At 35.6% G+C, this 25794-nt stretch carries 23 protein-coding genes; 21 read left to right on the top strand and 2 right to left on the bottom strand.

Features of this window, described 5'->3' with window-relative positions; all coding sequences use genetic code 11:
- The 21 genes from MF646_RS21890 to MF646_RS21790 form a co-directional block, all read left to right on the top strand.
- The coding region (locus tag MF646_RS21890; protein WP_250098631.1) for a DUF3502 domain-containing protein at positions 1-702 on the top strand (702 nt) is incomplete at its 5' end.
- Positions 703-905: 203 nt separating this feature from the next.
- Positions 906-1925 carry a sugar phosphate isomerase/epimerase family protein gene (locus MF646_RS21885; RefSeq protein ID WP_250098630.1) on the top strand — a complete coding sequence of 340 codons (1020 nt, stop codon included), beginning with the start codon at positions 906-908 and terminating at the stop codon, positions 1923-1925.
- Between the two features lie 15 nt (positions 1926-1940).
- Complete coding sequence (locus MF646_RS21880; RefSeq protein WP_250098629.1) at positions 1941-2348, top strand: C-glycoside deglycosidase beta subunit domain-containing protein; 408 nt, start codon at positions 1941-1943, stop codon at positions 2346-2348.
- 162 nt (positions 2349-2510) lie between these two features.
- Positions 2511-3731 (top strand): MFS transporter, encoded by a 1221-nt coding sequence (locus tag MF646_RS21875; protein ID WP_250098628.1) that lies wholly within the window; start codon positions 2511-2513, stop codon positions 3729-3731.
- 142 nt (positions 3732-3873) lie between these two features.
- Complete coding sequence (locus MF646_RS21870) at positions 3874-4524, top strand: TetR/AcrR family transcriptional regulator (RefSeq protein WP_250098627.1); 651 nt, start codon at positions 3874-3876, stop codon at positions 4522-4524.
- 368 nt (positions 4525-4892) lie between these two features.
- A complete protein-coding gene (locus tag MF646_RS21865; RefSeq protein WP_250098626.1) occupies positions 4893-6416 on the top strand; it encodes an ABC transporter substrate-binding protein in 1524 nt (507 codons plus the stop codon).
- A gap of 98 nt (positions 6417-6514) precedes the next feature.
- A complete protein-coding gene (locus tag MF646_RS21860) occupies positions 6515-7450 on the top strand; it encodes an AraC family transcriptional regulator (RefSeq protein WP_250098625.1) in 936 nt (311 codons plus the stop codon).
- 604 nt (positions 7451-8054) lie between these two features.
- Positions 8055-9044 carry a sugar phosphate isomerase/epimerase family protein gene (locus MF646_RS21855; protein ID WP_250098624.1) on the top strand — a complete coding sequence of 330 codons (990 nt, stop codon included), beginning with the start codon at positions 8055-8057 and terminating at the stop codon, positions 9042-9044.
- Positions 9045-9060: 16 nt separating this feature from the next.
- On the top strand, positions 9061-9993 hold the full coding sequence (locus MF646_RS21850; RefSeq protein WP_250098623.1) for a sugar phosphate isomerase/epimerase family protein: 933 nt from the start codon (positions 9061-9063) through the stop codon (positions 9991-9993).
- A gap of 19 nt (positions 9994-10012) precedes the next feature.
- Positions 10013-11014, top strand: a complete 1002-nt coding sequence (locus MF646_RS21845) for a sugar phosphate isomerase/epimerase family protein (RefSeq protein ID WP_250098622.1) — start codon at positions 10013-10015, stop codon at positions 11012-11014.
- Positions 11011-11943 carry a sugar phosphate isomerase/epimerase family protein gene (locus MF646_RS21840; RefSeq protein ID WP_250098621.1) on the top strand — a complete coding sequence of 311 codons (933 nt, stop codon included), beginning with the start codon at positions 11011-11013 and terminating at the stop codon, positions 11941-11943. The genes MF646_RS21845 and MF646_RS21840 overlap by 4 nt, the downstream gene beginning before the upstream one ends.
- A 51-nt stretch (positions 11944-11994) precedes the next feature.
- On the top strand, positions 11995-13167 hold the full coding sequence (locus MF646_RS21835; RefSeq protein WP_338035529.1) for a Gfo/Idh/MocA family protein: 1173 nt from the start codon (positions 11995-11997) through the stop codon (positions 13165-13167).
- Between the two features lie 212 nt (positions 13168-13379).
- Positions 13380-14144, top strand: a complete 765-nt coding sequence (locus tag MF646_RS21830; RefSeq protein ID WP_250098619.1) for a hydroxypyruvate isomerase family protein — start codon at positions 13380-13382, stop codon at positions 14142-14144.
- Between the two features lie 49 nt (positions 14145-14193).
- Positions 14194-15162: a sugar phosphate isomerase/epimerase family protein gene (locus MF646_RS21825; protein ID WP_250098618.1), complete on the top strand. Its 969-nt coding sequence runs from the start codon at positions 14194-14196 to the stop codon at positions 15160-15162.
- The gene (locus MF646_RS21820) at positions 15150-16349 is read left to right on the top strand and encodes a Gfo/Idh/MocA family protein (protein ID WP_250098617.1); all 1200 of its coding nucleotides are present in this window, start codon (positions 15150-15152) and stop codon (positions 16347-16349) included. Before MF646_RS21825 ends, MF646_RS21820 begins: the two co-directional genes overlap by 13 nt.
- A gap of 462 nt (positions 16350-16811) precedes the next feature.
- Positions 16812-17933 (top strand): Gfo/Idh/MocA family protein, encoded by a 1122-nt coding sequence (locus MF646_RS21815; protein ID WP_250098616.1) that lies wholly within the window; start codon positions 16812-16814, stop codon positions 17931-17933.
- Between the two features lie 177 nt (positions 17934-18110).
- Positions 18111-18542 carry a C-glycoside deglycosidase beta subunit domain-containing protein gene (locus MF646_RS21810; protein WP_250098615.1) on the top strand — a complete coding sequence of 144 codons (432 nt, stop codon included), beginning with the start codon at positions 18111-18113 and terminating at the stop codon, positions 18540-18542.
- Positions 18535-19542 carry a sugar phosphate isomerase/epimerase family protein gene (locus tag MF646_RS21805; RefSeq protein WP_250098614.1) on the top strand — a complete coding sequence of 336 codons (1008 nt, stop codon included), beginning with the start codon at positions 18535-18537 and terminating at the stop codon, positions 19540-19542. The genes MF646_RS21810 and MF646_RS21805 overlap by 8 nt, the downstream gene beginning before the upstream one ends.
- 76 nt (positions 19543-19618) lie before the next feature.
- Positions 19619-20059, top strand: coding sequence for a C-glycoside deglycosidase beta subunit domain-containing protein (locus MF646_RS21800; protein WP_250098613.1), 441 nt, complete (start codon positions 19619-19621; stop codon positions 20057-20059).
- A gap of 16 nt (positions 20060-20075) precedes the next feature.
- Positions 20076-21047, top strand: coding sequence for a sugar phosphate isomerase/epimerase family protein (locus MF646_RS21795; protein ID WP_250098612.1), 972 nt, complete (start codon positions 20076-20078; stop codon positions 21045-21047).
- A 133-nt stretch (positions 21048-21180) separates the two neighbouring features.
- Positions 21181-22692, top strand: a complete 1512-nt coding sequence (locus MF646_RS21790; protein ID WP_250098611.1) for a GMC oxidoreductase — start codon at positions 21181-21183, stop codon at positions 22690-22692.
- 325 nt (positions 22693-23017) lie between these two features.
- Here the strand turns inward: MF646_RS21790 and MF646_RS21785 are convergent, their stop codons facing one another.
- Positions 23018-23956, bottom strand: a complete 939-nt coding sequence (locus tag MF646_RS21785; RefSeq protein ID WP_250098610.1) for an aldo/keto reductase — start codon at positions 23954-23956, stop codon at positions 23018-23020.
- 15 nt (positions 23957-23971) lie between these two features.
- Positions 23972-24985 carry a Gfo/Idh/MocA family protein gene (locus MF646_RS21780; protein WP_250098609.1) on the bottom strand — a complete coding sequence of 338 codons (1014 nt, stop codon included), beginning with the start codon at positions 24983-24985 and terminating at the stop codon, positions 23972-23974.
- Positions 24986-25794 lie beyond the last annotated feature (809 nt).

The following is a 25794-nucleotide window of genomic DNA, read 5'->3' as shown; positions in this document are numbered from 1 at the left end:
ATTATGTCTGAAATTGCGACAAATACACAACCTGTTGGAACATTATACAGATCAGGGATTGGAATTGGACATTTAAGTCCGGTTCGACCGGGAACAGAAGGTACAGTTTCTAGACAAGCTGGAATGGATATGGTCGGCATTCCTATTATTGAGCCTCATACACATGCTCATCATCCTGCAGGTGCAATGTGGGCTATTCCTAGAAATAATACGAAACACCCAGAAAAGGCAATGGAATTTTTAAATCTGATGTTTGTCAATGAAGACTTAGTGAACTTGTTTAATTGGGGTATCGAAGGAGAACATTATGTTAAAGTTACAGAAAATGTAATTACTTATCCAGACGGTATTGATCCATCAAATTCAGGGTATAACGTGAATACTCCTCATCTTTGGGGGAACTCTTTCTTAACTTATATAATGGAGGAGGAAGATCCGAATCTATGGAATGATTTGCAAGAATTTAATGAAAGTGCAATTAAATCTAACGCTGTTGGATTTGTCTTTGACCCTTCTCCGGTGGATATAGAGTTAACGGCTCTTACAAATGTAAGAAACGAATTTGTTGTTGGACTAGAGAGCGGTGCTGTAGATCCTGAAAGAGCATTACCAGAATTTAATAAAAGATTAAAAGAGGCTGGCATAGATAAGTATATTAAGGAGAAACAAAGACAGTTAGATGAATGGGCGAAGAGTAATTAGAACTTTCGGGTAACTATGAAAACCTATCATGGTTGCCCTTTAAATATCTTTAAAAAAGTAAGCAATTACAAAGAGAGAGCTAACTTTTCATAAAACTATATTGTATTTTACTGAAAGCCTAGTTTTGTATAAATTTTATTGACTATTTACTGCATTTAAACTTTTCAAACAAGTTATTTTTTTATGGAAAGTGGGGAATGGCGATGGCAAACAAACATAATATAAAACGTGGAATTTCTTTATTTAGCTTTCAAGAAAAATATTATACTGGTGAAATGTCATTAGAAGACTGTATTGCAATGGTTTCGAAGCTTGGAGTTAGAGGAATTGAGATGTTGCCAGATCAGATGATTCCTGGATATCCAAGTATTAGTTATAACTTATCAGATGAGTTTGTTGTGAATTGGCATGAATGGATGGCTAAATATGATACTGAACCTATTAGTCTAGATGTATACGGCGAAACAAAGGTTTATAAAAATAGAATGACGACACATAAGGAAATTGTTGAGCAACTAATAGACCTTATGAGAGTGGCAAAAAAACTTGATTTTAAGATTGTGCGATTAACGTTTCATTTGCCTATTGAAGTCATTGAAATGTGTATACCGTATGCAGAGGAGTTTGATATAAAGATCGCAGTAGAAGCCCATGCTCCACATATTTTAACAAGTGAATGGGTGAGCAAAAATATAGAATTAGCTCAAAAGAAGGGGACGAAACATTTTGGAATTATGCCAGACTTAGGAACCTTTTCTAAGACAATACCCCGGGTGGTTATTAACGAATCATTACGACATGGTGGTCAAAACCACATCACAGAATATATAGATAATGTCTATAAAAATCGTGAAATTCCTAATGATTTAATTGAAAAAGTAACAAAAATGGGTGCTAATCCTGTAGATATTTGGTTAGCTCAGCGGGTAGTCATTGGAGTATGGACTTATCATGACCCTAAATATTTGTTAGAGTTAATGCCATATATTACGCATATTCACGGTAAATTTTATGAAATGAATGATGATAATAAAGAACCAGATGTTGATTATGAGAATGTCATGCCTTATTTGATTGAAGGTGGATATTCAGGATATATAATGAGCGAATATGAAGGGCAGCGCCTAACGCAAGATATCGATACCGGATATGACGAAGTAGAACAGGTAAGACGTCATCAAGAAATGTTGAAAAGGCACCTTGAAAAAACACATTCCGTTTAATTAAGGAGGGGTCGTATGGCCGTTGGAAATGTTTTTGGTTATGACACTTACATGATTTGTGAAGATGGATTTAGCAATGTTATAGAAAATGGAGTAGTGATTGGGTTTCGACTGAAGATGAGAATCGCTAATTACCGAGGGTATATCCTTTCTCAAATTGAAGATATAAAAATCAAAGTGGATGGGGATGAGATACCTCGAAAAGATATACGTTTTTCTATCAATGATCGGACTTATACATTAGATGAAATGGAGAATGTATTTGACGATCGCTGGGAAATAAAACAAATAGCTACTATTACTTGTTTAAAACAAGGTGGTTTGAGTGAGGGGCAACATGATATTACAGCAGAACAACATATACGAGCTTCCTATATTCCTATGATTGCCGCTTCCCATTCTACGAAGACATTAACTCTCTAATTGATATGTTTACGAAATGAAGACTGCCGCATGTATGGATGACAGTATAGTTAAATTAAAAAAACTTGGTAACAAAACGGGCGCATCATTTAGGTGCTGCCCGTTTTACCGTGTCAATACTAATCGAATTGATTAAATTACTAAAAAAAAGGGGGCTGGACAATGGCTAAGCAAAGAAATCTTCCACTTTTCATTTTAATGATGAATATGTTTATTGCTTTTATTGGAGTGGGGTTAATTATTCCGGTACTACCTAAATTTATCTTAGAATTTGGAGCTAGTGGAAAAGATCTAGGTTACCTTGTTGCTGCAATGGGGCTAACTCAATTTTTGTTTTCGCCCTTAGGTGGGAAATATGCCGATCAATATGGACGAAAGAGGATGAACATTATAGGGTTAGCCATCTTGGCATTGTCACAATTCATATTCAGTTTTGGTCAGGAGCTTTGGATGCTTTATTTCTCCAGACTTATAGGTGGAGTTGGTCTTGCCTTTTTAATACCGGCAAACTTAGCCTATGTTGCAGACGCAACAACTGATGAGGGAAGAAGCAAAGGAATGGGGTTATTAGGAGCTGCTATGTCGCTTGGCTTTGTTATTAGTCCTGGTATCGGCGGCCTTTTAGCTGAATTTGGATTACGCGTTCCTTTTTACGTTTCTACCGTTATTGCCTTTATTGCTACCATCTTATCTCTTCTGTTTTTACCAGAAACGTTAACGAAAGAAAAAATGAAAGAAGCTAGGAAGGTGGTTCAGAAAAAAGAAAGCATTCTAAGACCGTTTAGTCGATCTCTAAGGGCACCTTATTTTTGGCTGCTTTTGCTTATACTCACACTCACATTTGGATTAGCTGCATTTCAAACTACGTTAGGCTTATATGTAGATAATAAACATGGGTATAGCCCTAAAGATATTGCTATTCTCTTAACCGTTGGAGCATTAGTCGGGGTTATCGTTCAAGCATTGATCTTTGACAAAATGGTTCGTTCTTTAGGGGAAACGCGGATGATGAAAATATGTTTTCCTTTAAGTGCCCTATTTATTGTTCTGATGTTATTTTCAGGGGATTTTATTTACCTTCTGTTTATGATTATTTTATTTTCTATTAGTACTTCCTTACTCCGGCCTGGACTTAACACACTTTTATCAAAAAAAGCAGGTGACGAACAAGGTTATGTGGCTGGAATGAACAATTCCTATGGAAGTATAGGAAATATAATAGGACCTGCATTAGCAGGAATGTTATTTGACTTTCAAATTAATTTGCCGTTTCTACTTATAGGAGTCATCTTATTAGGGAGTTTATTTGTAACGATGATCGGTGTTAGGAAAGAAATGACTTATACTGGGGAAAATAATGTTAAACAAAATAATCCTTTGTAAATTTGTTTAATATCTTTTTTATCGAATTGGAGCAATTTCATTAACAACGAAAAACAGATGTGATATTATTTATGTAAATGATTAACTTGTTGTAAATTGTTTTTAGATAAAACTAAATAAGAGCGGTGGTGTCCAGATACAAGTGAGTACGACGTGGCATAAAGAGATGAGAAATAAAAATAGAGAAGAAATAATCAAAGCAGCACAGAAACTACTATTAGAAAAAGATTTTTCTGAAGTGAAAATGAAAGACATTTGTGAAATTGCTGGTGTAAGCAGGGTTACTTTTTATAAATACTTTAGTACATTAGATGATATCGCATTTGAAGTACAGATGAAGGTTATCGATGAAATGGTCGAATATATTAATAAGCAAACAGTAGCGAGAGGGAATGGCCTAGAGAAGCTTGAAAGTCTACTGCATATTTGGCTGAAATTTACATTTGAAAATCCAAACCATATTAAGTATATTGGATTTTTTGACCATTATTATAATAATAATTTCCCCAATGAGGATCTCGCTGAGCGTTACCGTGAATTTGTCATGGAAGGTAGACGAGGCCGTAATATCTTAATGGATATGTATTTAAAAGAAGGGATGGAGGATGGTTCTATTCGTTCAGATATAGATCCCGAAAAGGTTGGCTTTACTATATTTGAGACAACGATAAGTTTGCTTCAACGATTAGTCACAAGAGGTGAAGTGTTGAAGAAAGAACACGATCTTGACTTTAATGAAATCATGAATACAGTCTTTGCTATGGTCCTGCAATATGTGAAAAAGGAAAAATAAGCTATGTACACTATAGGAGCGTCTCAGTTGATGCTCTTTTTGTATTTGTGAAATATGGTGGTAAAAGAGGGTATGCTTTAATCTATTCAATTAACGATAAAAAAGATAAAAAACAATATTAATTTCAATAAAAAAGTAAAAGTATTGTTACTATTATTTGATTTATAATGTAGTTAAGGTTTTATAAAGAATCGATTGAAATCATCAATCATTCACCTTTGTAAAGTTTTGAAAGCGTTAACATTAGGAGGTTAGTATGAAAGGGGGAAAGAGAGAGAGTTCTGTTTTTTAGATAGTCAATTGTAGGGGGAAGAGAACCAATTAGTATTTCCTTTATCCAATAACTAATTAAGCCGGAGGGATACGATATGATTAGAAAGTTTAAATTATTATCGCTTTTGTTTATTACCCTTTTATTAATCCTATCAGCATGTAATAAATCTAGCAGCACTGATGTATCTGAAGAACGAGAGGATCAGCCAAAGGGTGATGAGGTAACAGAAGAACCAACTGAACTTACTGTAGCTTTTTATATACATGGAGAAACTCCTAGAGACTTACAGTTAGTAGAGGATAAAGTTAGTGAACATACTTTGGATAAAATAAATGCTAAAGTAAATTTAATGCCAATAAGCATTGGAGACTATCAACAACAAATGAACTTAATGTTATCTGGAAATGAAAATTTAGATTTGTTGATTACAAGCGGTCGAATGGGCTTTATCGGCTTTGCCACCAGAGGGCAACTTCTTGAATTGGATGAGTTAATAGAAGAATATGGTGTAGATATTCAAAATATCTTACCTGAGGAATACTTATCTTCACTTAAGTTAAAAGGTAAAACATATGGTATCCCTAATTTAAAAGATATGGCTGGAAAAAATGGGATTAATATGCGTGTAGATTTACTTGAAAAACATAACATTGATGTGAATAATATAAAAACACTTGCTGACGTGGAATCTGTATTAAGAAAGATAAAAGAAAATGAGCCAGGGGTTGACCCAAACATCCATTTTGGACCTAATGTTCATCCAACTAATTTTGTTTCATGGTTTGATAATTTAGGAGACTTTTTTGGGGTTCTTCCGGATGATACTGATAATTTAGAACTTGTAAATTTGTATGAAACCCCTGAATACGAAGAGTTCGTAAAAACAATGAGAAATTGGTATACTGATGGGCTTATCATGCCTGATATAGCAACAAGTACAGAATCTGTAGGAGAATTAATGGGAGCAAATCGAGGATTCTCATATTTTAGTGCTTATAAACCTGGTATTGATGAACAAGAGTCAAGAAAGTCTGGAACCCCAATGAAAAATGTTACATTTGACCAGGAACAGCCGTATTCATATACGCATCACCTAACTGGTCAAATGTGGAGTATTGGAAGAAATTCTAAAGCACCGGAAAAGGCAATGGAATTACTAAATCTCATGTTTGTAGATGAAGAGCTAGTAAATTTATTGAATTGGGGTATTGAAGGTGTTCATTATGAAAAAGTTGCAGACAATGTAATTGTCTACCCTGAAGGTGTAAATGCATCAAATACTAGATATAGTATTAATATGCCGTATTTATGGGGGAATTCATTTTTAACTTATGTGATGGAAGGGGAGGATCCTGAACTTTGGGATGAGTTACAAAAATATAATGAAAGTGCAATAAACTCAAAGGGTTTAGGTTTTCTTTTTGACCCTTCTGAGGTAAGTTCAGAGCTTACGGCCTTAACTAATGTAAGAAATGAGTATGCTTATGGACTTGAAACAGGTTCTGTAGATCCTGAGAGATATTTGCCAGAATTTATTGAAAGATTAAGGGAAGCTGGAATTGATAAATATATTGCAGAAAAACAAAAACAGTTTGATGAATGGAATAAAAATAAATAATTGATTGTAGGTAACGATGAAAGTGTGTCTTTCATCGTTACCTTATGCATTGTTACTAGTAAGATGATGGTTATCAAGTAAATCACAGGAGGGTATGTATGAATTATCCATATGAAAGCATAGTTACTAATAAAGAGGTACCCATTTTTTTATTAATGACTAGTGTTAAATATGTGGGAATGCATTGGCATGATCGGATTGAATTATTATTAGTTCTTAAAGGGAGAGTACGTGTTTTTGTTGAAAGAGAAGAGTATTTATTACAAGAAAATGATTTGTTGTTAATTAATATGAATGAAGTTCATGGAGTGGAAGCAAGTGAAGAGAATAGGATCTTACTCATACAGATTCCTATCTTATATATAAAAAAATTTCATAAAAATATTGAAAAAGAGAGATTTCAATGTGAATCTTTTAATTATGAAAATCAAGAATCTTTTAATATGATCCGCTCCATCATGGCAAAATTAATGTTAACTACACAAGCCAAAGGGGAGGGTTACGAAATTAAAGTCCAATCCCTAACTTTAGACCTCGTTTATAATCTAATTTCTAAATTTAAGATCAAAAATCATCGTCATTCAAAGCTAAAAAGCAAAAAAAATATAGAAAGACTAACTAGAATAACGACCTATATTCAACAAAACTATATGCATCCACTGACACTAAACGAACTTGCGGAAAAGGAACAGTTAACAGTCCCTTATTTATCAAGATACTTTCAGCAGCACATGGGACAATCTTTTATTAAGTATTTAACTGACATTCGCCTTGAACACGCCGTTCAATTATTATCAAAAACGGATTGGCCTGTTATACAAATTGCAATGGAATGTGGCTTCTCTAATCTAAATACGTTTCATAAGGTTTTCAAGAAAACTTTTCATACGACGCCATATCAGTTTCAAAAACTAAGTAAAAATGCTGGAATGTGCAAAAGTAAGAAAATAGGTATTGAAAATTATAATTATCGAGAAGAAGCAAATTATAACGATTTATATAAATATTTACAGCGTTCGATATATCATTACTAATAACTTAGTTATCCTTAATAAATTTTTTAAGGTATAACTAGGTATTTTTTTTCAGTTCTTCTTGATAATAATTATATTGTCTTATTATCAAGTTTACATTTAATGTTCGAAAGTTTACTAAGAGAAATTCTAACAGAACTCTCTTTTTCTGAAAAAAAATAACAATGTACTGTATTTTTTTGAAAAAAATTATTGTTTTACTGAAAATTACATGGTATATTACAGTTAAGCAAAATAAAGCGTTTTCAATTGTGGGTCACACCCATTAATTAGCATTAAATCTTATGCGTGCAATTTATATAGCTTCAAGTATAAATTGAACTCTTGATCGTTTAATGGGAAAGTCTTTATTTCAGCTCTCTACTTAAAAGTAAATATCCCCTCTTTATTACAACATAGAGAGGATACAAGTTTCACGATGAGTATACTCGTAATCTATTGAGGAGGTGATACAGCGATACTACATACGTGAAAAGAGTTAGCATTACCAGTATAGGAAGTTAATGGACGTATCTAATATTAGAATTATAATTTACTAGATAAATATAATTTAATTTTTTGGAATCTTCGAAAAAAATATGGTGTTTTGAAAGGAGTTACAAAAATGAAATTTGGTTGTAGTTTAGAGATGATCAACATGCGGATCAATGAACCAGGATTTAAACATAAGTTATCAAAATCTTATTGGCTTGAGGTTTTTAAATATGTTTCTGCAGTGGGGTTCAAAGGTATTGAACTTCCATATAACCCTTATTCGTCAGATGGGATAGCTTTTAATATGCTTCGAAGTGGTATGCCCATTAGTAAATATGCGATAAATACAAAATATGAGTCAATAACTTCTTTTCTTGAGTTGCTTAATCATTCCGGGATTGAAGAAGTCACAAGTGTTCATGTAAATGCAAATGACTCCATGCTTGAATTACTAACAAGTGGACAGGACCCGAATAAAGTATTTGAAAAGTTTGAATATGCGGCTGAAGAAGCAATAGAGTTTTTGGCTGAGATTGGTGGGAAAGCACTTATTCTTTCTCCTACACCAGAAATTGGATTACTTGATCTTACTATGGGGAAAGGAAATTCCGATTGGAAACCAGCTTTCCTTTCCAAAACAGCTCAAGTTCTAAATAAAATCGGGGAGTCTGCTGCCCAAAATGGAATTCAAGCGACGATAAAAAATGAATTCTGGAGTTTGGTCCGTGGCAATGAAATAGATTCTTTAATGGAAGAGCTTGACTCCCGATTGGTCCAATATAGTCCTGACTTGGCGCATCTAGAGATTGCATATGCGGATTCAGTTGACACAGTTACTAAATATAAAGATAGGCTTAATTTTGTACATTTTAGTGATACTAATTTTGAGGATTTTGAAAACAATTATAAAAAAACAAACCCTGAATTACCAATTGTAGGACCTCAAAGAGTATTTTGCGATTTAGGTGATGGGAAAGTAAATCTACCAGAGGTGTATAAAGTTTTAGAGAATTCTGGCTACGATGGCTGGGTAATCTGTGAATCTAAGAAAACTCTTAATGTTTACAGGGCATTTTTGAAAATGCGCTGGTATATCGATAACGTACTAATTAAATCATAAGGGGAGATGAATAACGATGGAAAATTTGAAATATTCGTATATGACTAATATGTGGGGAATGATTACAGATTTCCCGAAAATTAATGACCTTAATGAATGGTATGCAGATGATTACGGAAATGCTGCCTACTACATGGACTGGGATAAAATTTTTAAATACCATGTCGCCGCGGGCATAAAGGGAATTGAAGTCATGTTTTACCATATACCTTATATCAAGCAATTTTTTGGTTCTCTTACAAATTTTAAAGAATTCGCGAAAGAAAGAGGAATTGAACAGATTACTGGTATGTTTTCACTTGCACCCGGTTCAGAAAATAAAGAAAACTTTAATAATGCTGTACAATTCAACCAAATGTGGATTGATGACTTGTACGAATTGGGTGGAGAAAATATGGTCATCATGCCTGCCGGAGAGTACTATGGTACGGGGCCGCTATCAAAAGATCAACTAAGAAATGCTGCAGATTGTATGAATGAAATTGGAAGAAGAGCAGCTGACAAAGGAATAACAGCTTGTATTCATAATGAATTTTGGTGCGCTGTGAATCTGTACGATCATGAGGAGTACTTAGAGATGACGGATCCAAAGTATGTTTCATATTGCTTAGATACTGCTCAAGTTGCAATTATGGGTGTAGACCCTGTTCAATTCTATGATAAATACCATGATAGAATTAAATACTTTCACTTGAAGGATACAACACATCCCAATGCTCCAGATAATGAAAGATTTGCCCCGGGTGCTGAATTTGCAGATGAAGGTACACGTTGGTTCTGGGAATTAGGTGGTGGTGTTGTTGACTTCAAAGGATTGTGGAAATTGCTCAAGAAGCACAACCATAAAGGTTGGATGACAATTGAGACTGATGGGACTCCTGATCCACTTGCGTCATTACTTCTTTCGAAATGGTATATTGATCAAGAATTATCTCCGATTTATAAGTAAGTTAAAGGAGGATCAGTTCATGAAATTTGGATGCAGTCTTGAAATGGTAAACATGAGGGTGAATGGACCTAATTTCGATATGATGTTATCAAAGTCATATTGGGTTGAAATGTTAAAGCTCATTTCAGCTGCGGGTTTTAGGGAAATTGAACTACCCTATAATCCATATGGAAGTGATGGTATTGCTTTCAACCAAGGAAGAAGCGGGATGCCTGTTAGTGAAAGCGCTGTTATTGAGAAGTATGGTTCAGTCTCTTCTTTCCTTGAATTTCTAAATGAGATAGGGATTGAGAAGGTCCCAAGTGTCCACATTAGTGCGAACGACACGATGGTTGATTTATCAACTACAGGTCGTGGACCGGAAGAATTCTTTGATGCCTTTGAGAAATTAGTTGATGAGGCGTTGGAATTTCTAACAAAGATTGGTGGAAAAGGATTAGTTGTATCGCCGACCCCTGAAATAGGTTTGTTAGCAAAATTTTTAGGTGATGCAACGGAGGTTTGGGAATATGAATTTCTTCGAAAAATCACGAATTTATTAAACAATTCCGCTATTAAGGCAGCTAACAAAGGGTTACAAGTTTCTATAAAGAATGAATTTTGGAGTTTGATACGTGGGAATAAGATTGACGATTTCCTTAAAGATCTTGACCAAGAAATACTGTATAGTCCCGATTTAGCTCATTTAGCTATAGCTGGTGTTGATCCTGTAACGGTATTAACTAAGCATCAGAATAGACTTGCTTATGTTCGCTTTAGTGACACTGATTTCGAAGATGAGGAAAATAATTATAAATCTATAAATGCAGAATTACCTATTAATGGATCACAGTTGGTTTACCGAGATTTAGGGGACGGAAAAGTAGATATACAAGCTTGTTACAAAGTTTTAGTAAACTCTCACTATGACGGTTGGGTATTTTGTGAGTCTAAAAAAACATTTAATGTGTACAGAGGTCTTCTTAAGATGCGTTGGTTTATAGATCATGTCATAACAAAATCAAGAGGTATTTCCGTATGAATAATTTAAAATACTCTTATATGACAAATATGTGGGGAATGATTACTGATTTCCCTAAAATTAATAACTTCAAGGAAATGTATAACGTTGACAGAAGTAACGTGGCGTACTATATGGATTGGGATAAAATTTTAAAATATCACGTGACAGCAGGAATCACGGGGATTGAATTGATGTTCTATACAATCCCTTATATTAAGCACTTTTTCGGATCTCTAAAAAACTTTTCTGAATTTTCGAAGGAAAGAGGGATTGAACAGATAACAGGTACATTCTCATTTGCGAGCGGTTCTGAAGACAAAAGCAATCACAATCAGATTTGGGCATACAACCAAATGATGATTGATAGCACATATGAACTTGGCGGGGAAAATATTAATATTATGCCTGCAGGAAATTATTACGGGACTGGCCCACTATCTTCTGATCAGTTAAAAACAGCTGCTGAATGCTTTAACGAAATAGGTAGAATGGCTGCAGATAAAGGGATTACTGCTTGCATTCATAATGAATTTTTCTGTGCTATCAATCTGCATGACCATGAACGCTTTATTGAATTAACGGATCCAGAATATGTTGCTTATTGCTTGGACACCGCTCAGTTAGCTCTTATGGGTGTTGATCCTGTCCAGTTTTATGACAAATATCACGAGAGAGTTAAATATTTTCACCTTAAAGATACAGATCACTATGGTGTTCCGGATCATATCCGATACGGCCCAGGTGCTGAATTCGCTGATGATGGTACACGTTGGTTTTGGGAAGTCGGTGGCGGAGAGGTCGATTTTAAAGGGCTATGGAAACTTCTTAAAAAACACGACCACAAAGGATGGATGGCGATCGAGAGTGACGGAACCCCGGATCCTGTTGCATCGCTTTTGCTTTCAAAGTGGTATATAGATCACGAACTATCACCTATATACAATTAACTTTCAAAGCAGATTTTATTGGTTTGATTAGGAGGAGTAAAATTGAAGACAGTGAAAGTTGGTATCATTGGTTGCGGTACAATTAGTAATGTTTATATGGATAATTTGACGCAAAGATATAAATTAATTGAAGTGATAGCTTGTGCAGACATGTTCGTAGATAAAGCGAAAGAATTGGCCTCTAAATATAGTGTTCCAAAAGCATGTAGTGTAGAAGAACTTCTTGAAGATCCGGATGTTGAAATTGTGTTAAACCTCACTATACCAGCTGCCCACTTTGAGATTAATATGGCAGCATTAGAAGTGGGGAAGCATGTATATTGTGAAAAGCCACTTGCTTTAAATTTGGAAGAAGCAGAAAAATCAATCGAGTTTGCTCGTAGTAAAGGATTAATGTTAGGTTGTTCTCCGGATTCGTTCCTAGGAGCTGGAATTCAAACGTCGAAAAAAGTGTTAGATGATGGCTGGATTGGCAGCCCAGTAGCTGTCACGGCGAACTTTATGTGTCACGGACATGAGCTATGGCACCCAGCTCCTGATTTCTACTATAAAGAAGGCGGTGGTCCAATGCTTGACATGGGACCATATTACATTACCGCGATGGTAGCTTTATTGGGCCCGATCAAAAAAATTACATGTCTTGCTAAAAAAACTCATGAAGAAAGAACGGTTTTAAACTCAAATATTAGATCCAAAAAATCAATCGATGTTGACGTACTTACTCATTATTCTGGATTGATGGAATTTGAAAATGGAGTTATCGCTACGGTCAATATGAGCTTCGACGTATGGTTTTCCAATTTACCAAAATTAGAGATTTACGGAACTGAAGGGACTTTGATGGTTCCAGATCCTAATATGTTTGGAGGGCCTGTGAAATTAATTAGAGGTGACAACATGGTCGATAGCATAGAAGGCTATGACTGGATTGAAGCTGTAAAAACAGTCAATAACCCAAGTTTAATGGGAGAGTTTGTGACAGAATTTCCACTTGCTTATCATAATGTAGGGTACAATTCGCGTGGATTAGGAGTATTGGATATGGCTAACGCGCTGCTTCAAGGAAGACCACACCGTACGAATGGAGATTTAACTTACCACGTAATGGAAGCGCTATTGGCCTTTGAAAAAACGGCTGAAGATGGAACAACATATATAATGGAAAGTACTTGTGAAAAGCCAACTCAAGTTCCAACGGGATTACGGTTTGGTGAATTAGATTAAGGTATAGATAAAAGCGTTTGAGCAGCCACCCACCCTCCCCCGACTGCTCAAACCTTTTTTTAAATAGGGCTTAAACCCCCTAATATTTTAAAGTTAGAAAACTTACTTTTGACCTGTGAATAACTCGATGAACTGGTTAATTCTTGTGTTAGTAGTAAATGTGTAATCTCGATTCATTTTGTACCCATATTATTTTTTAGAGGAGAGCGTTTATGAAATTATCTGTATGTTTTGATGCCGTTTTTTTTCGTGGAGACCCTGTTGAGAGTATTAAAGCAGTAAAAGAAGCTGGTTGTAATTCAGTAGAATTCTGGCATTGGAGAGATAAGGATATAGAGTCGATTAAAAAGACAGTCAACGAATTACAAATGGAAATTGTAGCTATTATGACAGACAAAGTCAGCTTAACGGATCCAAAATTCCGTGATGAATATGTAAAAAAGTGTTCTGAAACAATACAAGTAGCCAAAGATTTGGGAAGTAATCTTGTCATTACTACTGTAGGTGATGAGATACTAGGTGTTCCAAGAGACATTCAACATCAAAGTATAGTTGATGGATTAAAACAATGTGCTCCAATGTTTGAAGAAGCTGGTATCACATTAATTATTGAACCACTCAATGTAAAAGTTGATCTATATCATAAAGACTATTATCTTTGGAGCTCAGAAGAAGCGTTTCAAATCATTGAGGAAGTTGGAAGTCCAAACGTTAAAGTACTATATGACGTTTATCATCAACAAATTAGTGAAGGTAACTTGATTAACACCATTACTAAGAATATTGATAAAATCGGCCATATTCATGGAGCTGGACATCCTGGCAGAAATGAAATAACTAGTGGTGAAATCAATTATAAGGCAGTAATTGATGCTATTAAAGGTACTTCTTATCAAGGTTACTTTGGTCTAGAATATACTCCTACCTCAAAAGACTTATCAGAAGCCATTCGAACTGCGGAAAGGTTCCTTTCTTAATTACCATTTATTATTCCTGTTTTATTAATTCAAAGGAGGAAAATTTTCTATGAAACTAGGTGTATTTTTAGTCTTATTTTCGAATAAATCATTAGAGGAAGCATTGGATTATATTAAGGAAAAAGGTCTTGATACAGTTGAAATAGGTACAGGTGGTTTTGTAGGTGAAGCGCATTGTAAACCATCCGATTTATTAGCTGATGATGAAAAGTTAAAGAAGTTTAAAGAAGCGTTTACTTCTCGTGGAATTAATATAAGTGCACTAAGTTGCCATGGTAATCCGCTTCATCCCAATAAGGAAATTGCATCCAGAGATCATCAGGCATTTGAAGAAACTGTTCGACTTGCTGCAAAATTAGGTGTTGAAACGGTTGTCACTTTTTCTGGATGTCCAGGTGAATCTGACCATTCATTGAACCCTGTCTGGAATACGTGCGCATGGCCAAATGATTTTTCTGAAGTCTTAGATTGGCAGTGGAAGGAAAAGGTAATTCCATATTGGAGAGCACAAAATGAGTTTCTAGAGCTATTCGGTGTCCGAGTTGCCATTGAGCCACATCCGGGATTTGTCGTATATAACACAGAAACGTTGCTGCGCTTAAGAAGCGAATGTGGTGACCGAATTGGAGCAAACTTTGACCCGAGTCATTACTTTTGGCAAGGAATGGATCCAGTTGCTTGTATAAAAGCATTAGGGAAAGAAGATGCCCTCTACCACTTCCATGCGAAAGATACAAAAATTGATGAACAAAATAATCAGCTAAACGGAGTCCTCGACACAAAGAGTTATACAGATATTGCAAATCGTTCTTGGATTTTTAGAACTGTTGGTTATGGTCACGGTGAAGATACATGGAAAGAGATTATTAGTGCACTCCAAACCATTGGATACCAAGGAGCGATTAGCATTGAACATGAAGATGCCTTAATGAGTGTGGAAGAAGGATTTTCAAAAGCTGTATCTTTTCTACAAGGTCAAATTATTAAAGAAGGAGCTGCTGAAATATGGTGGGCGTAAACAAAAAACAAGTACGCATAGGGATGATTGGTTACAAGTTTATGGGGAAAGCTCATTCGCATGCATACCGTGACGTGCCATTTTACTTTGATAACAAGGTAGAACCTGTATTACAAGCTTTATGTGGTAGAAATGAAGAAGGTGTTAAAGAAGCGGCAGAGAAAATGGGATGGCTAAGCTATGAAACGGATTGGAGAAAATTGATTGAACGGGCTGATATCGATTTAATTGATATTGTGACTCCAAATAATGCGCACACGGAAATTGCCATCGCAGCAGCGGAAGCTGGAAAACACGTATATTGTGAAAAACCACTGGCTATGACGTTGGAACAATCTAAACGAATGTTGGAAGCGGTAGAGAAAAATGGAGTGATTCACATGATTAATTATAATTACCGCTTTGCTCCTGCCATCCAGTTTGCTAAAAAGTTAATTGATACAGATCGTTTAGGTAAAATATATCATATTCGTGCAACTTATTTACAAGATTGGATTATGGACCCCAAATTTCCACTTGTATGGCGTTTAGATAAGGAAGTATGTGGCTCTGGTTCGCATGGGGATCTTGCAGCCCATAGCATAGATTTAGCAAGATTTTTAGTCGGAGAATTCAAAGAAGTGTCTGGAATAATGGAAACGTTTATTAAACAACGTCCAATTGTAGAAAGTAGCTCTGGTTTAAGTGGCAAAGCATCGAGTGATAAAATGGGTGACGTCAATGTCGACGATGCAAGTGTCTTCATTGCTCGATTTGAAAACGGTGCAATTGGTACTTTTGAGGCTACTCGTTTTGCAGGTGGCAATCGAAATGGGAATCGATTTGAAATCAATGGTGAAAAAGGTTCTATTCGGTGGGATGGGGAAAACATGAACAATCTTCAAGTCTATTTTCATGATGATGAACCAGGCTTGCAAGGATTCAGAACAATTAACTGCACAGAAGAGATTCACCCATATGCCGGCGCCTATTGGCCGACAGCTCATATCATTGGATATGAACACACCTTTATAAACCTTATGGTGGAGTTAATGGATGGGATCGATAAAGGATACAGCCCGTCTCCTAATTTTGTAGATGGAGTTAAAAATCAGGCTGTACTAGAGGCTGTCGAGCAGTCATCTCGTAGAAAACAATGGGTTTCTATAGAAACTATTATGCAGTCTGCTAGTTCTACATCTGTATAAAATATAACAAAATCCTTGGAGAAAAGCCTAAGTTGAGCTCCAAGGATTTTTTATGTAACAAAGAAAAGTACGAAAGAAAATAAAGCAAAATGACAAAATCTATCAATCCTTCTTTTTCAGAAAAAATACTAATTACGTTCGAGTATATTAGCCGGAAAAAGAAACTATTAATGGATTCCACTTTGTATTTACATAAATAAAAATAGTTTCTGGACAAGGATTGGAAGCTAAACAATTGAGATCATTAAATAAACCGACTATGAAAACGAGTTTGAAAAATAAGAAAAAAATGATTGTTTTACTGAAAAAAACGTGATATATTATTTGTATAAGTTAAATTAAGCGCTTTCAAGAAGAGGAGTACATGGACGGTTTTGTAATTTAAGTAAAATTACACTGAAAATGTATGATGCTACCTACTGAAAACTAGAGTAATAAAATTAAACGTTGGAGGGTTCTATTATGGAAAATAAGAAACTAAGAATTGGAATTATTGGTTGTGGAGGAATTGCTAATCAGAAACATTTACCAGCGCTTTCTACTTTTAGTGATATTGCTGAGATTGTAGCTTTTTGTGATGTGGTTGTAGAACGTGCAATCGAAGCTAAAGAAAAATACGGAACTGAAGATTCTGGTGTTTATGCTGATTATCTAGAGTTATTAAAAGATGAATCAATTGATCTAGTACATGTATTAACGCCGAATAATTCTCATGCACCAATTACTGTTGCTGCATTTGAAGCTGGAAAACATGTATTATGTGAGAAACCGATGGCTGCAACAAGTAAAGATGCTAAACAAATGATTGATGCTTGGAAAAAGTCAGGTAAAAAATTCACGATTGGATATCAGAATCGATTCAGACGTGATGTTCAAACCTTACGGAAAGCTTGTGATGAGGATGCTCTAGGAGAGATTTATTTTGCAAAGGCACATGCTCTTCGTAGAAAAGCTGTCCCGACTTGGGGCGTTTTTCAAGATAAGGAAGCTCAAGGCGGAGGTCCTTTAATCGATATCGGAACACATGCACTTGATATCACTTTGTGGATGATGGGGAACTATAAGCCTGTTTCTGTAACTGGTTCCGTTTTTCATAAAATGGCTGATCAAGTAGATGGTAATGTCTTTGGACCGTGGGATCCTACAACGTTTGAAGTGGAAGATTCCGCCTTTGGTTTTATCAAAATGGAAGATGGGGCAACTATTTTCCTTGAATCTTCGTGGGTTTTAAATACAACAGATGCAAAAGAAGCTGCAACAACGTTATGTGGAACAAAAGCAGGGGCTGAAATCACATCTGGCATGGGCAAAAAAGGAAGTTTGATCATTAACAAAGCAGCATATGGAGAATTAGTAACTGAGGAACCTACAATTATTGGCGGTGTAGACTTTTTTGATGCCAAACACGCAGGAGAGGCTGTAGCTGAAGCGAAACAGTGGTTAGAATCAATTATTAATGACACAGAACCTTTAGTAAAACCTGAAGAGGCTTTTGTTGTAACTCAAATTCTTGAGGCAATCTATAAGGCAGCAGAAACTGGTGAAACAGTTAAAATAAATACAGATGAAACTCTCCTAGTTTAATTAGATTTTTGATATCCCTATAGTCCTGAAATACTCAGTGGTTATAGGGATTACACTTAATATAAATTCTTTTTAATCAAAAAATTTTGTAGATAAAAATAATATTTGTAGGACTAAATTACATAGTAATTTTTACTATGATTCAATGGTTTTCTCATTCTAAAAGGAGTGATTTCTATGTTTGAACGATATATTGTATGTGAAGATGGATTTAGAAATGTAGTAAAAGACGGACAAATTGAAGGATTTGAACTGAAATTACGAATCCCTTATTACCGAGGAATTGCACTTTCTTTGATCAATAGTATTGATTTAGAAATTGATGGGGTTTCTTTTCCTCATGAAGATATGGTTTTTACAGTTGAAACAGGGAGTTTCCCATATCATGAGATGTCCACTGTTATAAATAACCGTTGGGAACTTGGAGAAAAAGCTGTTTTGTTTCTGAAAAAACAAGGTGGGTTAAACCCTGGAAAACACAAAGTGAAAGTCATTATCAATTTAAGAATTTCTTATTTGCCGTTCCCAACTATTAGAGAAGGGACAAAAGAAATAATGCTTGAAGAACCTAAAGTTTTGGATTCAAAAGGAGGGGTTGCAGTTGAGTAGTGAAGTAAAAGTAAAACGCGGCGTATCTTTATATAGTTATCAAGAAGAATTTTATACTAGAAAGCTAGACTTGGAGCAGTGTATAGCAGAGGTCTCAAAAACAGGTGCCAAAGGTATCGAACTTTTACCGGAGCAAATGGTAAAAGGATTTCCAAAGGTGACGGATGAATTTGTAGAAAAGTGGTTTAGCTGGATGGATAAGTATGGTACAGAACCAACCGCTTATGATGCATTCTTAGATACAAAGTTATTTCCCAATCGTTTATTAACGTTAGATGAATCTGTGGATATGATGGTTCGAGATTTGAAACTTGCCAATAAACTCGGGTTTAAGGTTTTACGGACATTAGTTTCTACCCCTCTAGAAGTAGTAGAAAAATCTCTTCCATACGCAGAAGAATATGGGGTGAAAATTGCTTTAGAAGTTCATGCTCCATTTACATTTGGAACTCCATGGTTCGAAGAAAGAATGGAGTATATTCTAAGTAGCGGCACCAAATGGTTTGGTATTATGCCGGATCTAGGTATCTTTGTGAAAAGAATGGCTCCGGTAATGGAGCAAAGATATATTCGTGATGGTGCGACACCTGAAATTGTTAAATTTGTAAGTGATAATTATGCAAATGGGGAAGACAAGCACGAAACATTAAATGCTGTAAAGAAAATGAATTATGCGAATGAACTTGACATTAAGTATGCTGAGTTTGTAACACATTTTGTTTATACGGATCCTAAAATCTTAAAACAGTATATCCCTTATATTTTCCATGTTCATGGTAAATTTTACGAGATAACTGAAAAATATGAAGAACCTAGTATTCCAATCAATGAGATTATCAATGTATTAGTGGATGGAGGTTATGAAGGTTATATTAATAGTGAGTATGAAGGGAATCGTCACATTCAAGATTTCGTAGATGTAGATAGTGTAGAACAAGTAAGGCGTCATCAAGTATTGTTAAAAAATATTCTTGGCGAAAAAAAAGTTTACAATAGATAATTTGATATATTTGGATATCTCCATCGATTGAAAATAGAAGCCAGTAGGATTTTCGTGAAAATGAGGAGGGAAAAAGATGGCATTTAAAATGAAATTAGATTTTGTGGATGTTGTATGTGATGAAAGTTTAAAAAATACTTATGTGAATGGAAAAAAATTAGGATTTGAGTTTCAAATCCGTCTTAGTAATTATCGCGGACACTTTTTATCATGTATTGAGGAATTTGGTGTAAATGTTGATGGGCAAGCGGTGAACCCTAATCATCTAACTTTTTGTTTAAATGAAAAAGAATTTACAGTTAATCAGCTCCCGAGTCTTGTTTCAGAGTTTTGGAATTTAACAGAACCAGCAACGATTAAAGTGTATTCGCCTGGGGGCTTGTCAAATGGAGAACATGAGATTGATGTAATCTTAAAATTACGTATACCTTATATGGCCGTTCCAGGTAGCTCGAAATCTCGGGATTACGCTGTTTTAGATTCTTGTGGTAGTAAAACACTGGCAGTTAGTGAATAAGAGAGGAGCAATTTAGATGAGTAATATTAAATTAGGAATATCTTTATATAGTTTTACAGATGAATATGCCAAAGGAACTTTCACATTAGAAGATTGTGTTCGTACAGCAGCTGAATTTGGAGCGGAAGGATTTGAGGTTGTAGGTACACAAATGCTTTCATCATATCCATATGCAAGTGAAAAGGTTCTTGATGAATTTAAAACGATGACTAATTCCTACGGGATTGAATTTTTCTCATATGGAGCAAGTGCTGATCGCGGTGTTAGATCCGATAGAGATTTAACTGAAGAGGAAATTTTACAATCAGCAATAATTGACTTGAAAACTGCTAATAAACTAGGTTGTAAAGTTATGCGTGCACAACAGCTTTTATCACCAGTTGCGTTAGGTAAACTAGCCCCTTATGCTGAAAACTACGGAATTAAAGTTGGTGTTGAAATTCACAATCCTGAGACCCCAACATCACCATTAATGCAACAATATTTAGAAGTGATTGAAAAGACAGGTTCTGATTATCTTGGTTTTGTTGTTGATTTTGGCACTTTTGCAACTCGTCCTAACAAACCTCATTGGGATGAAGCATTAGCAAATGGAGCGCCTCTCGAGTTACTCGAAAAGGCGGCGAAATTACGATATGACGGTGTGCCGCGAGAGGAAGCAAGACAAATTTTACTTGATGCTGGAGCAAATGAAGCTGTTATGATGGCATTTCAAGGGATGTATGGATTTGTAACTTTCTATAATGAACCCGATTTTGAAGGTTTGAAGAAAATTATGCCAAACGTCATTCATTTTCATGGGAAATTTCATTATTTAGATGAGAATTTGGAGGAAGCTAGCATCCCGTATCAAGACATATTACCAATTATACAGGATTCAGATTTCGATGGGTACATTATGTCTGAATATGAAGACCATCTTTCTGGAAGAGCGTTACAAATGACAAAACGCCATATACAAATGGAGAAAAAGCTACTAGGAATATAGAGTTTTTTGAGTATAAACCAATTTTGAAAAGAGCCTTATGTTTTCTTTTTGGCCTGATATCAAATAAGCAATTGAGTTATTTTCTGGCAAATCGATTAAAACTTTACGAAATAATTAGAAAGGAGTGAACGAAATGAGTTTAAATTTACCTTCTTGTCCTTTAGGGCGTCCGTCTCAAACAATGAACCACTGGATTCCCACTGTAACGTTGGAAGAAATGAGTCGTAATGAATATGATGTAATTATTGTTGGATCGGGTGCTGGTGGAGGTGCTGCTCTTTGGAGGCTTTGCGAAAAAATGGCGGCTGAAGGGAAGCGAATTGGTATGCTTGAAGCTGGGGATCCCTTGATTCCTACTCATGCACGAAATTTACCAACCATGACATCTGAAAGATTTCAGCAATTTTTATATAGTGAAAATCATACATCCTATACTTCAAAGTATTCTTCTAATTACCCTGATGCAATTGAAGTGAATGCATTAGGTGGCAGGATGTTATTTTGGACACAAATTTCTCCAAGGATGGACGTATGTGACCTTAAGGACTGGCCTGTTTCTTTAGATGAAATGAATTACTATTATGGTGTAGCAGAAACAGCTATGAATGTTACTAAATCCTTCTTTAAAGGTTCTCCCCTTACTGAAACAGTGATTCAACGTTTGCATAACGCTGGTTTTTCTGATTCGACTTATATTCCAATGGCCACGGACTTGAAAGGTACGGGTAATGGTGAAATCCATTCTAATGTTTTTTTCAGTTCTCTTTCATTCCTTGCAAGGGCATTAAATTGGTCTTTTGATCTTGCTGTTAAAGCAAAAGTTGTGAAAGTGTACACTGAGAATGGTCGAGCACAAGGGTTACGAGTAATGGATTCAGAAAAAAATGCATATACATTAAAAGCTAAAAACATTGTATTAGCGGCTAGTACGTTCGAAACTCCACGTATCTTATTAAATTCAGGAATTAAAGGAGATGCGATTGGCCATTACTTGGCTAATCATTCCGGAGTACGAGCGACTACTTTGATGCCTCGAGATCAATTTCCTGAGACATTAGGAACATTAGGAGTTCTAATTCCGCATGGTGAGAATTGTCCTTATTTACTTGCAATGCTCGATCCAAATACGTGGCATGCACCTGAACAAGAAAGACCATTCAATGAAGACGTTACCATTAATATAGGGGGGTATGGAAAAGTGGAGTCTCGATACGAGAATAGAATTTCCCTTGATCCTACTCGGGTTGATGAATTTGGTGTCCCTATGTTAAATATTGATTTTTCATATAGTGATAATGATCAGCTGGTCATTTCTGAGATGACAGACACGATCAGGCAAATCCTTAAAAAGGTTGCAGGAGATGATAACCCTTCTGTTTGTATTATGCCAATTGGAAGTGATTATCACGAAACTGGAACATGCCGTATGGGGGATGATCCATCGACTTCGGCTACGAATCGTTATGGTCAAATTCATGGAGTTGAAGGGCTTTACGTTGCCGACAACAGTGTTTTACCAACCGTTGGAAGAGCCAACCCTACTTTAACTACTGTTGCTTTTGCGATTCGGACGGCTGATTATATTGTTGAATCCTTAAAACAAGGTTCTAAGTCAAATGTTGGGGTCGGTCGAGGGGAGAGCTGACGACATTCCCCAATCCCTTTTCCAGTATTCTTAGGTTGATGCTAGTGGAGACTTCGGCTTATAAAACGATCAACCGTCTAAATCTATTCCTTTTCTTCACTTTCATACTGTTGTTAAATAGATTCTTAACTAAAAAAAGACGTAGCTAATCTTTAGTAGCTATGTCTTTTTTTAGTTTCACAGTGGCCTTTTGGGAGGGGGGAATTAGCCATTCATGCATTTACCACTAACTAATAATAGGAAAGAGGGTGTCAAAAGGTCAATAAACAGACCCTTTTGACACCCTCTAGTAATAACCTATTTATTTACTTTTTAATCAGCTCTTTTATACTCTTACCTTTCCATGTTCTAACCACTCAACTTCCTCACGAGTTAACGGAATATTAGCTCCTTCATAACATGAATTTAATTCTTCTTCGTTTCGAGGGCCGATTACCGCGCATGTAGGAAATGGTTGGTTTAGTACGTACGCAAGTGCAATTTGAATTAGTGTAACATTTTTTTCTTTTGCTAATTGTTCTGCTCGATCATAGCGTTCCCAATTGGCATCACTATAAAATACACGTACTAAATCCTCATTGCTTCGGTCTTCTGGAGTAAAGTGTCCTGTGAAAAAGCCTCTTGCTTGGGAGGACCAAGATAAGAGTGGCATTTGAGTTTCTTCATGCCAAGCGCAATACTCTTTATCTGCTGAAATACTGCCTGGAAAATATGGTTCCTTAGCTTTTGCGAGACTAAGGTTAGGGCTATTGAATGTAAAACCGATCTTGTTGTTTGCAGTAGCATATTCATTGGCTTCTTGAATTCTTTTTGTCGTCCAGTTTGAAACACCAATTGCTTTTATTCTTCCGGCTTCGATATGTTCATTCAATATATCGATAATCGTACTTACAGGTACGTTTGGATCATCGCGGTGTAATGCATATAAGTCAATGTAATCAGTTTTTAGACGTTCTAAGCTTACCGATAAATCATTGTTTATGCACTCTCGGTTAACCCGTGGACCATTTGGATCCGGATGAGCTCCTTTTGTGAGGATGATGACATCTTCACGATTATTTCTTTCCTCTAACCACATGCCGATGGCAACTTCACTTTGTCCTCTACTATAACCGTATGCGGTGTCAATGATGTTACCCCCTAGAGCTAAGTAACGATCGAGTACTGTAGATACAGTTTCGTAAATATCTGGTTTAAAGTAATCTGAACCTTGAATTAATGTAGTGATAGGTTTATCTAATCCTTTTATATTTATTGTTTTCATAATAGAAACCTCCTTTTATAGTTCAACGCGTCGACGTTCTTTAGCAGATTTTAGGCATGCATCAACGACCTTCATATTTAAGAGTGAATCTGAAGATGGGTAAGGAAGGTTTTTTTCGTTAAGAATAGCTCTTCCTACAACATCTACTTGCAGTGTGTAATCGCTTACAAGCGGAACCTCTATTTCTCTTCTTACTTCATTTCTACCGTCCATTGTTATAACGAAAATGTTGTCAGTTTTATCTTGTTTTGTTAGAAATGCAGAGGGGACTTCAATGCGTCCATCCGAACCAATGATATCTAGTGTATTACGTGCGCCGGCCCAAATACTGCAGTCAAAACTTAATGCGACACCATGATCAAATTCTAGGACTCCAGCAGCCATAATGTCGACATCTTCGTATTCCTCTGAGAAAAGTGCGTGTACAGTTGCAGCTTGTGGCTCCTGACCTAATATCATACGTGCCGCAGTGATAGGATATACCCCGACATCGTACATAGAGCCGCCGCCAAATTCTTTCTTGTAGCGGAAATTACCATTAATCCTGTTCATAGGGTTATTGAATGTGAATGCACCATGAATACTGCGGATATCTCCAATTTCACCAGATTGAATGATGTCTCGAATCATACTGTAACGCGGGTGGTAGCGATACATTAAGGCTTCAGCTAGTATGACACCTGCTTGGTTGCATGCATTTACCATTTCTTGTGCTTCATTTGCATTAAGTGCTAAAGGTTTTTCACATAATATGTGTTTACCTGCATCTGCTGCTTTAATAGTCCATTCCTTGTGTAAGTGATTAGGGAGTGGAATGTAAACGGCATCAATTGAGTTGTCAGCAAGTAACGCTTCGTAGCTTCCGTAAGTTACTGGAATTTCAAACTCCTCCGCTACTTCCTTCGCACTCTCAATGCTACGACTTGCTATTGCAGCGACTTCCCCTGTCTCTGATTGTATAATTCCAGGGATAACTGCACGTTTTGCAATACTTGCACTTCCTAAGATTCCCCAACGAATTTTGCGCATTGATTCATCACCTTTCTATTAGTTATTTGACATAATAATCCTCTGTTTTAGATGTATTTTTATGTTCTCTTCTATTTTATAAAACTCTAAAGTAGTTTTCAATTGTTTTTTTCAGAAAACAAAGAAAAAAATATGATTTGTACTTATCGGATTTTTTATGTTTTACATGAAAGAGTTTGGTTGTTTATTTTATAATTATTATACTAGCTCAAGGAAAAGACCAACTGCTAACCAATTTAATGTTAGTTGTCTTTCATTTAAATAGATTTGATATTTTTTGCATATAGAGCAGGATGTCAGGGATTTTAGGGTTGTTGCTTTTTAGACTACTCTTATTATATTGTCATATTAAAAGAGTAAGAGGGGTTATCTAAATATACTTATACATTTATCAAATGAAATAAATTAGAAAGAAAATTACTTTAAAATACAACCAAGAACAGCTAATTTCAACTTTTGAAAATTTTCAGTAAAACATCTATTGTTTTTCTGAAATGGTGATGCTATAATTTCTTTAGATTATATTTAAAGCGCTTTCATACGAAGGGGGATGCGATTTAATTCCACTAATTCAAAACTTAATTTATAGATTTCACTAAGAAAAAAACGTACATAAATGAACTTTCTTCCTTGTTTTTTTGCGATTATAATAGTTTGAATATTTCAAAAGTAATTAATAATTCATTAAAAAATAATAGAATAGGGGGTTTACAATGGAGAAAATTATTGTAACTAAGAAAAGTGGGTCGGTTAACTTAAATGTTAAACAACCATTAAAGCTAAGATTGAAAAAAAAGAAACGGTATTTG

This window comes from Halalkalibacter alkaliphilus, assembly GCF_023555415.1.
Classification (GTDB): Bacteria; Bacillota; Bacilli; order Bacillales; family Bacillaceae_D; genus Halalkalibacter; species Halalkalibacter alkaliphilus.
Note: the sequence above shows the minus strand (reverse complement) of the source record. Positions and strands in the feature narration are given on the sequence as shown.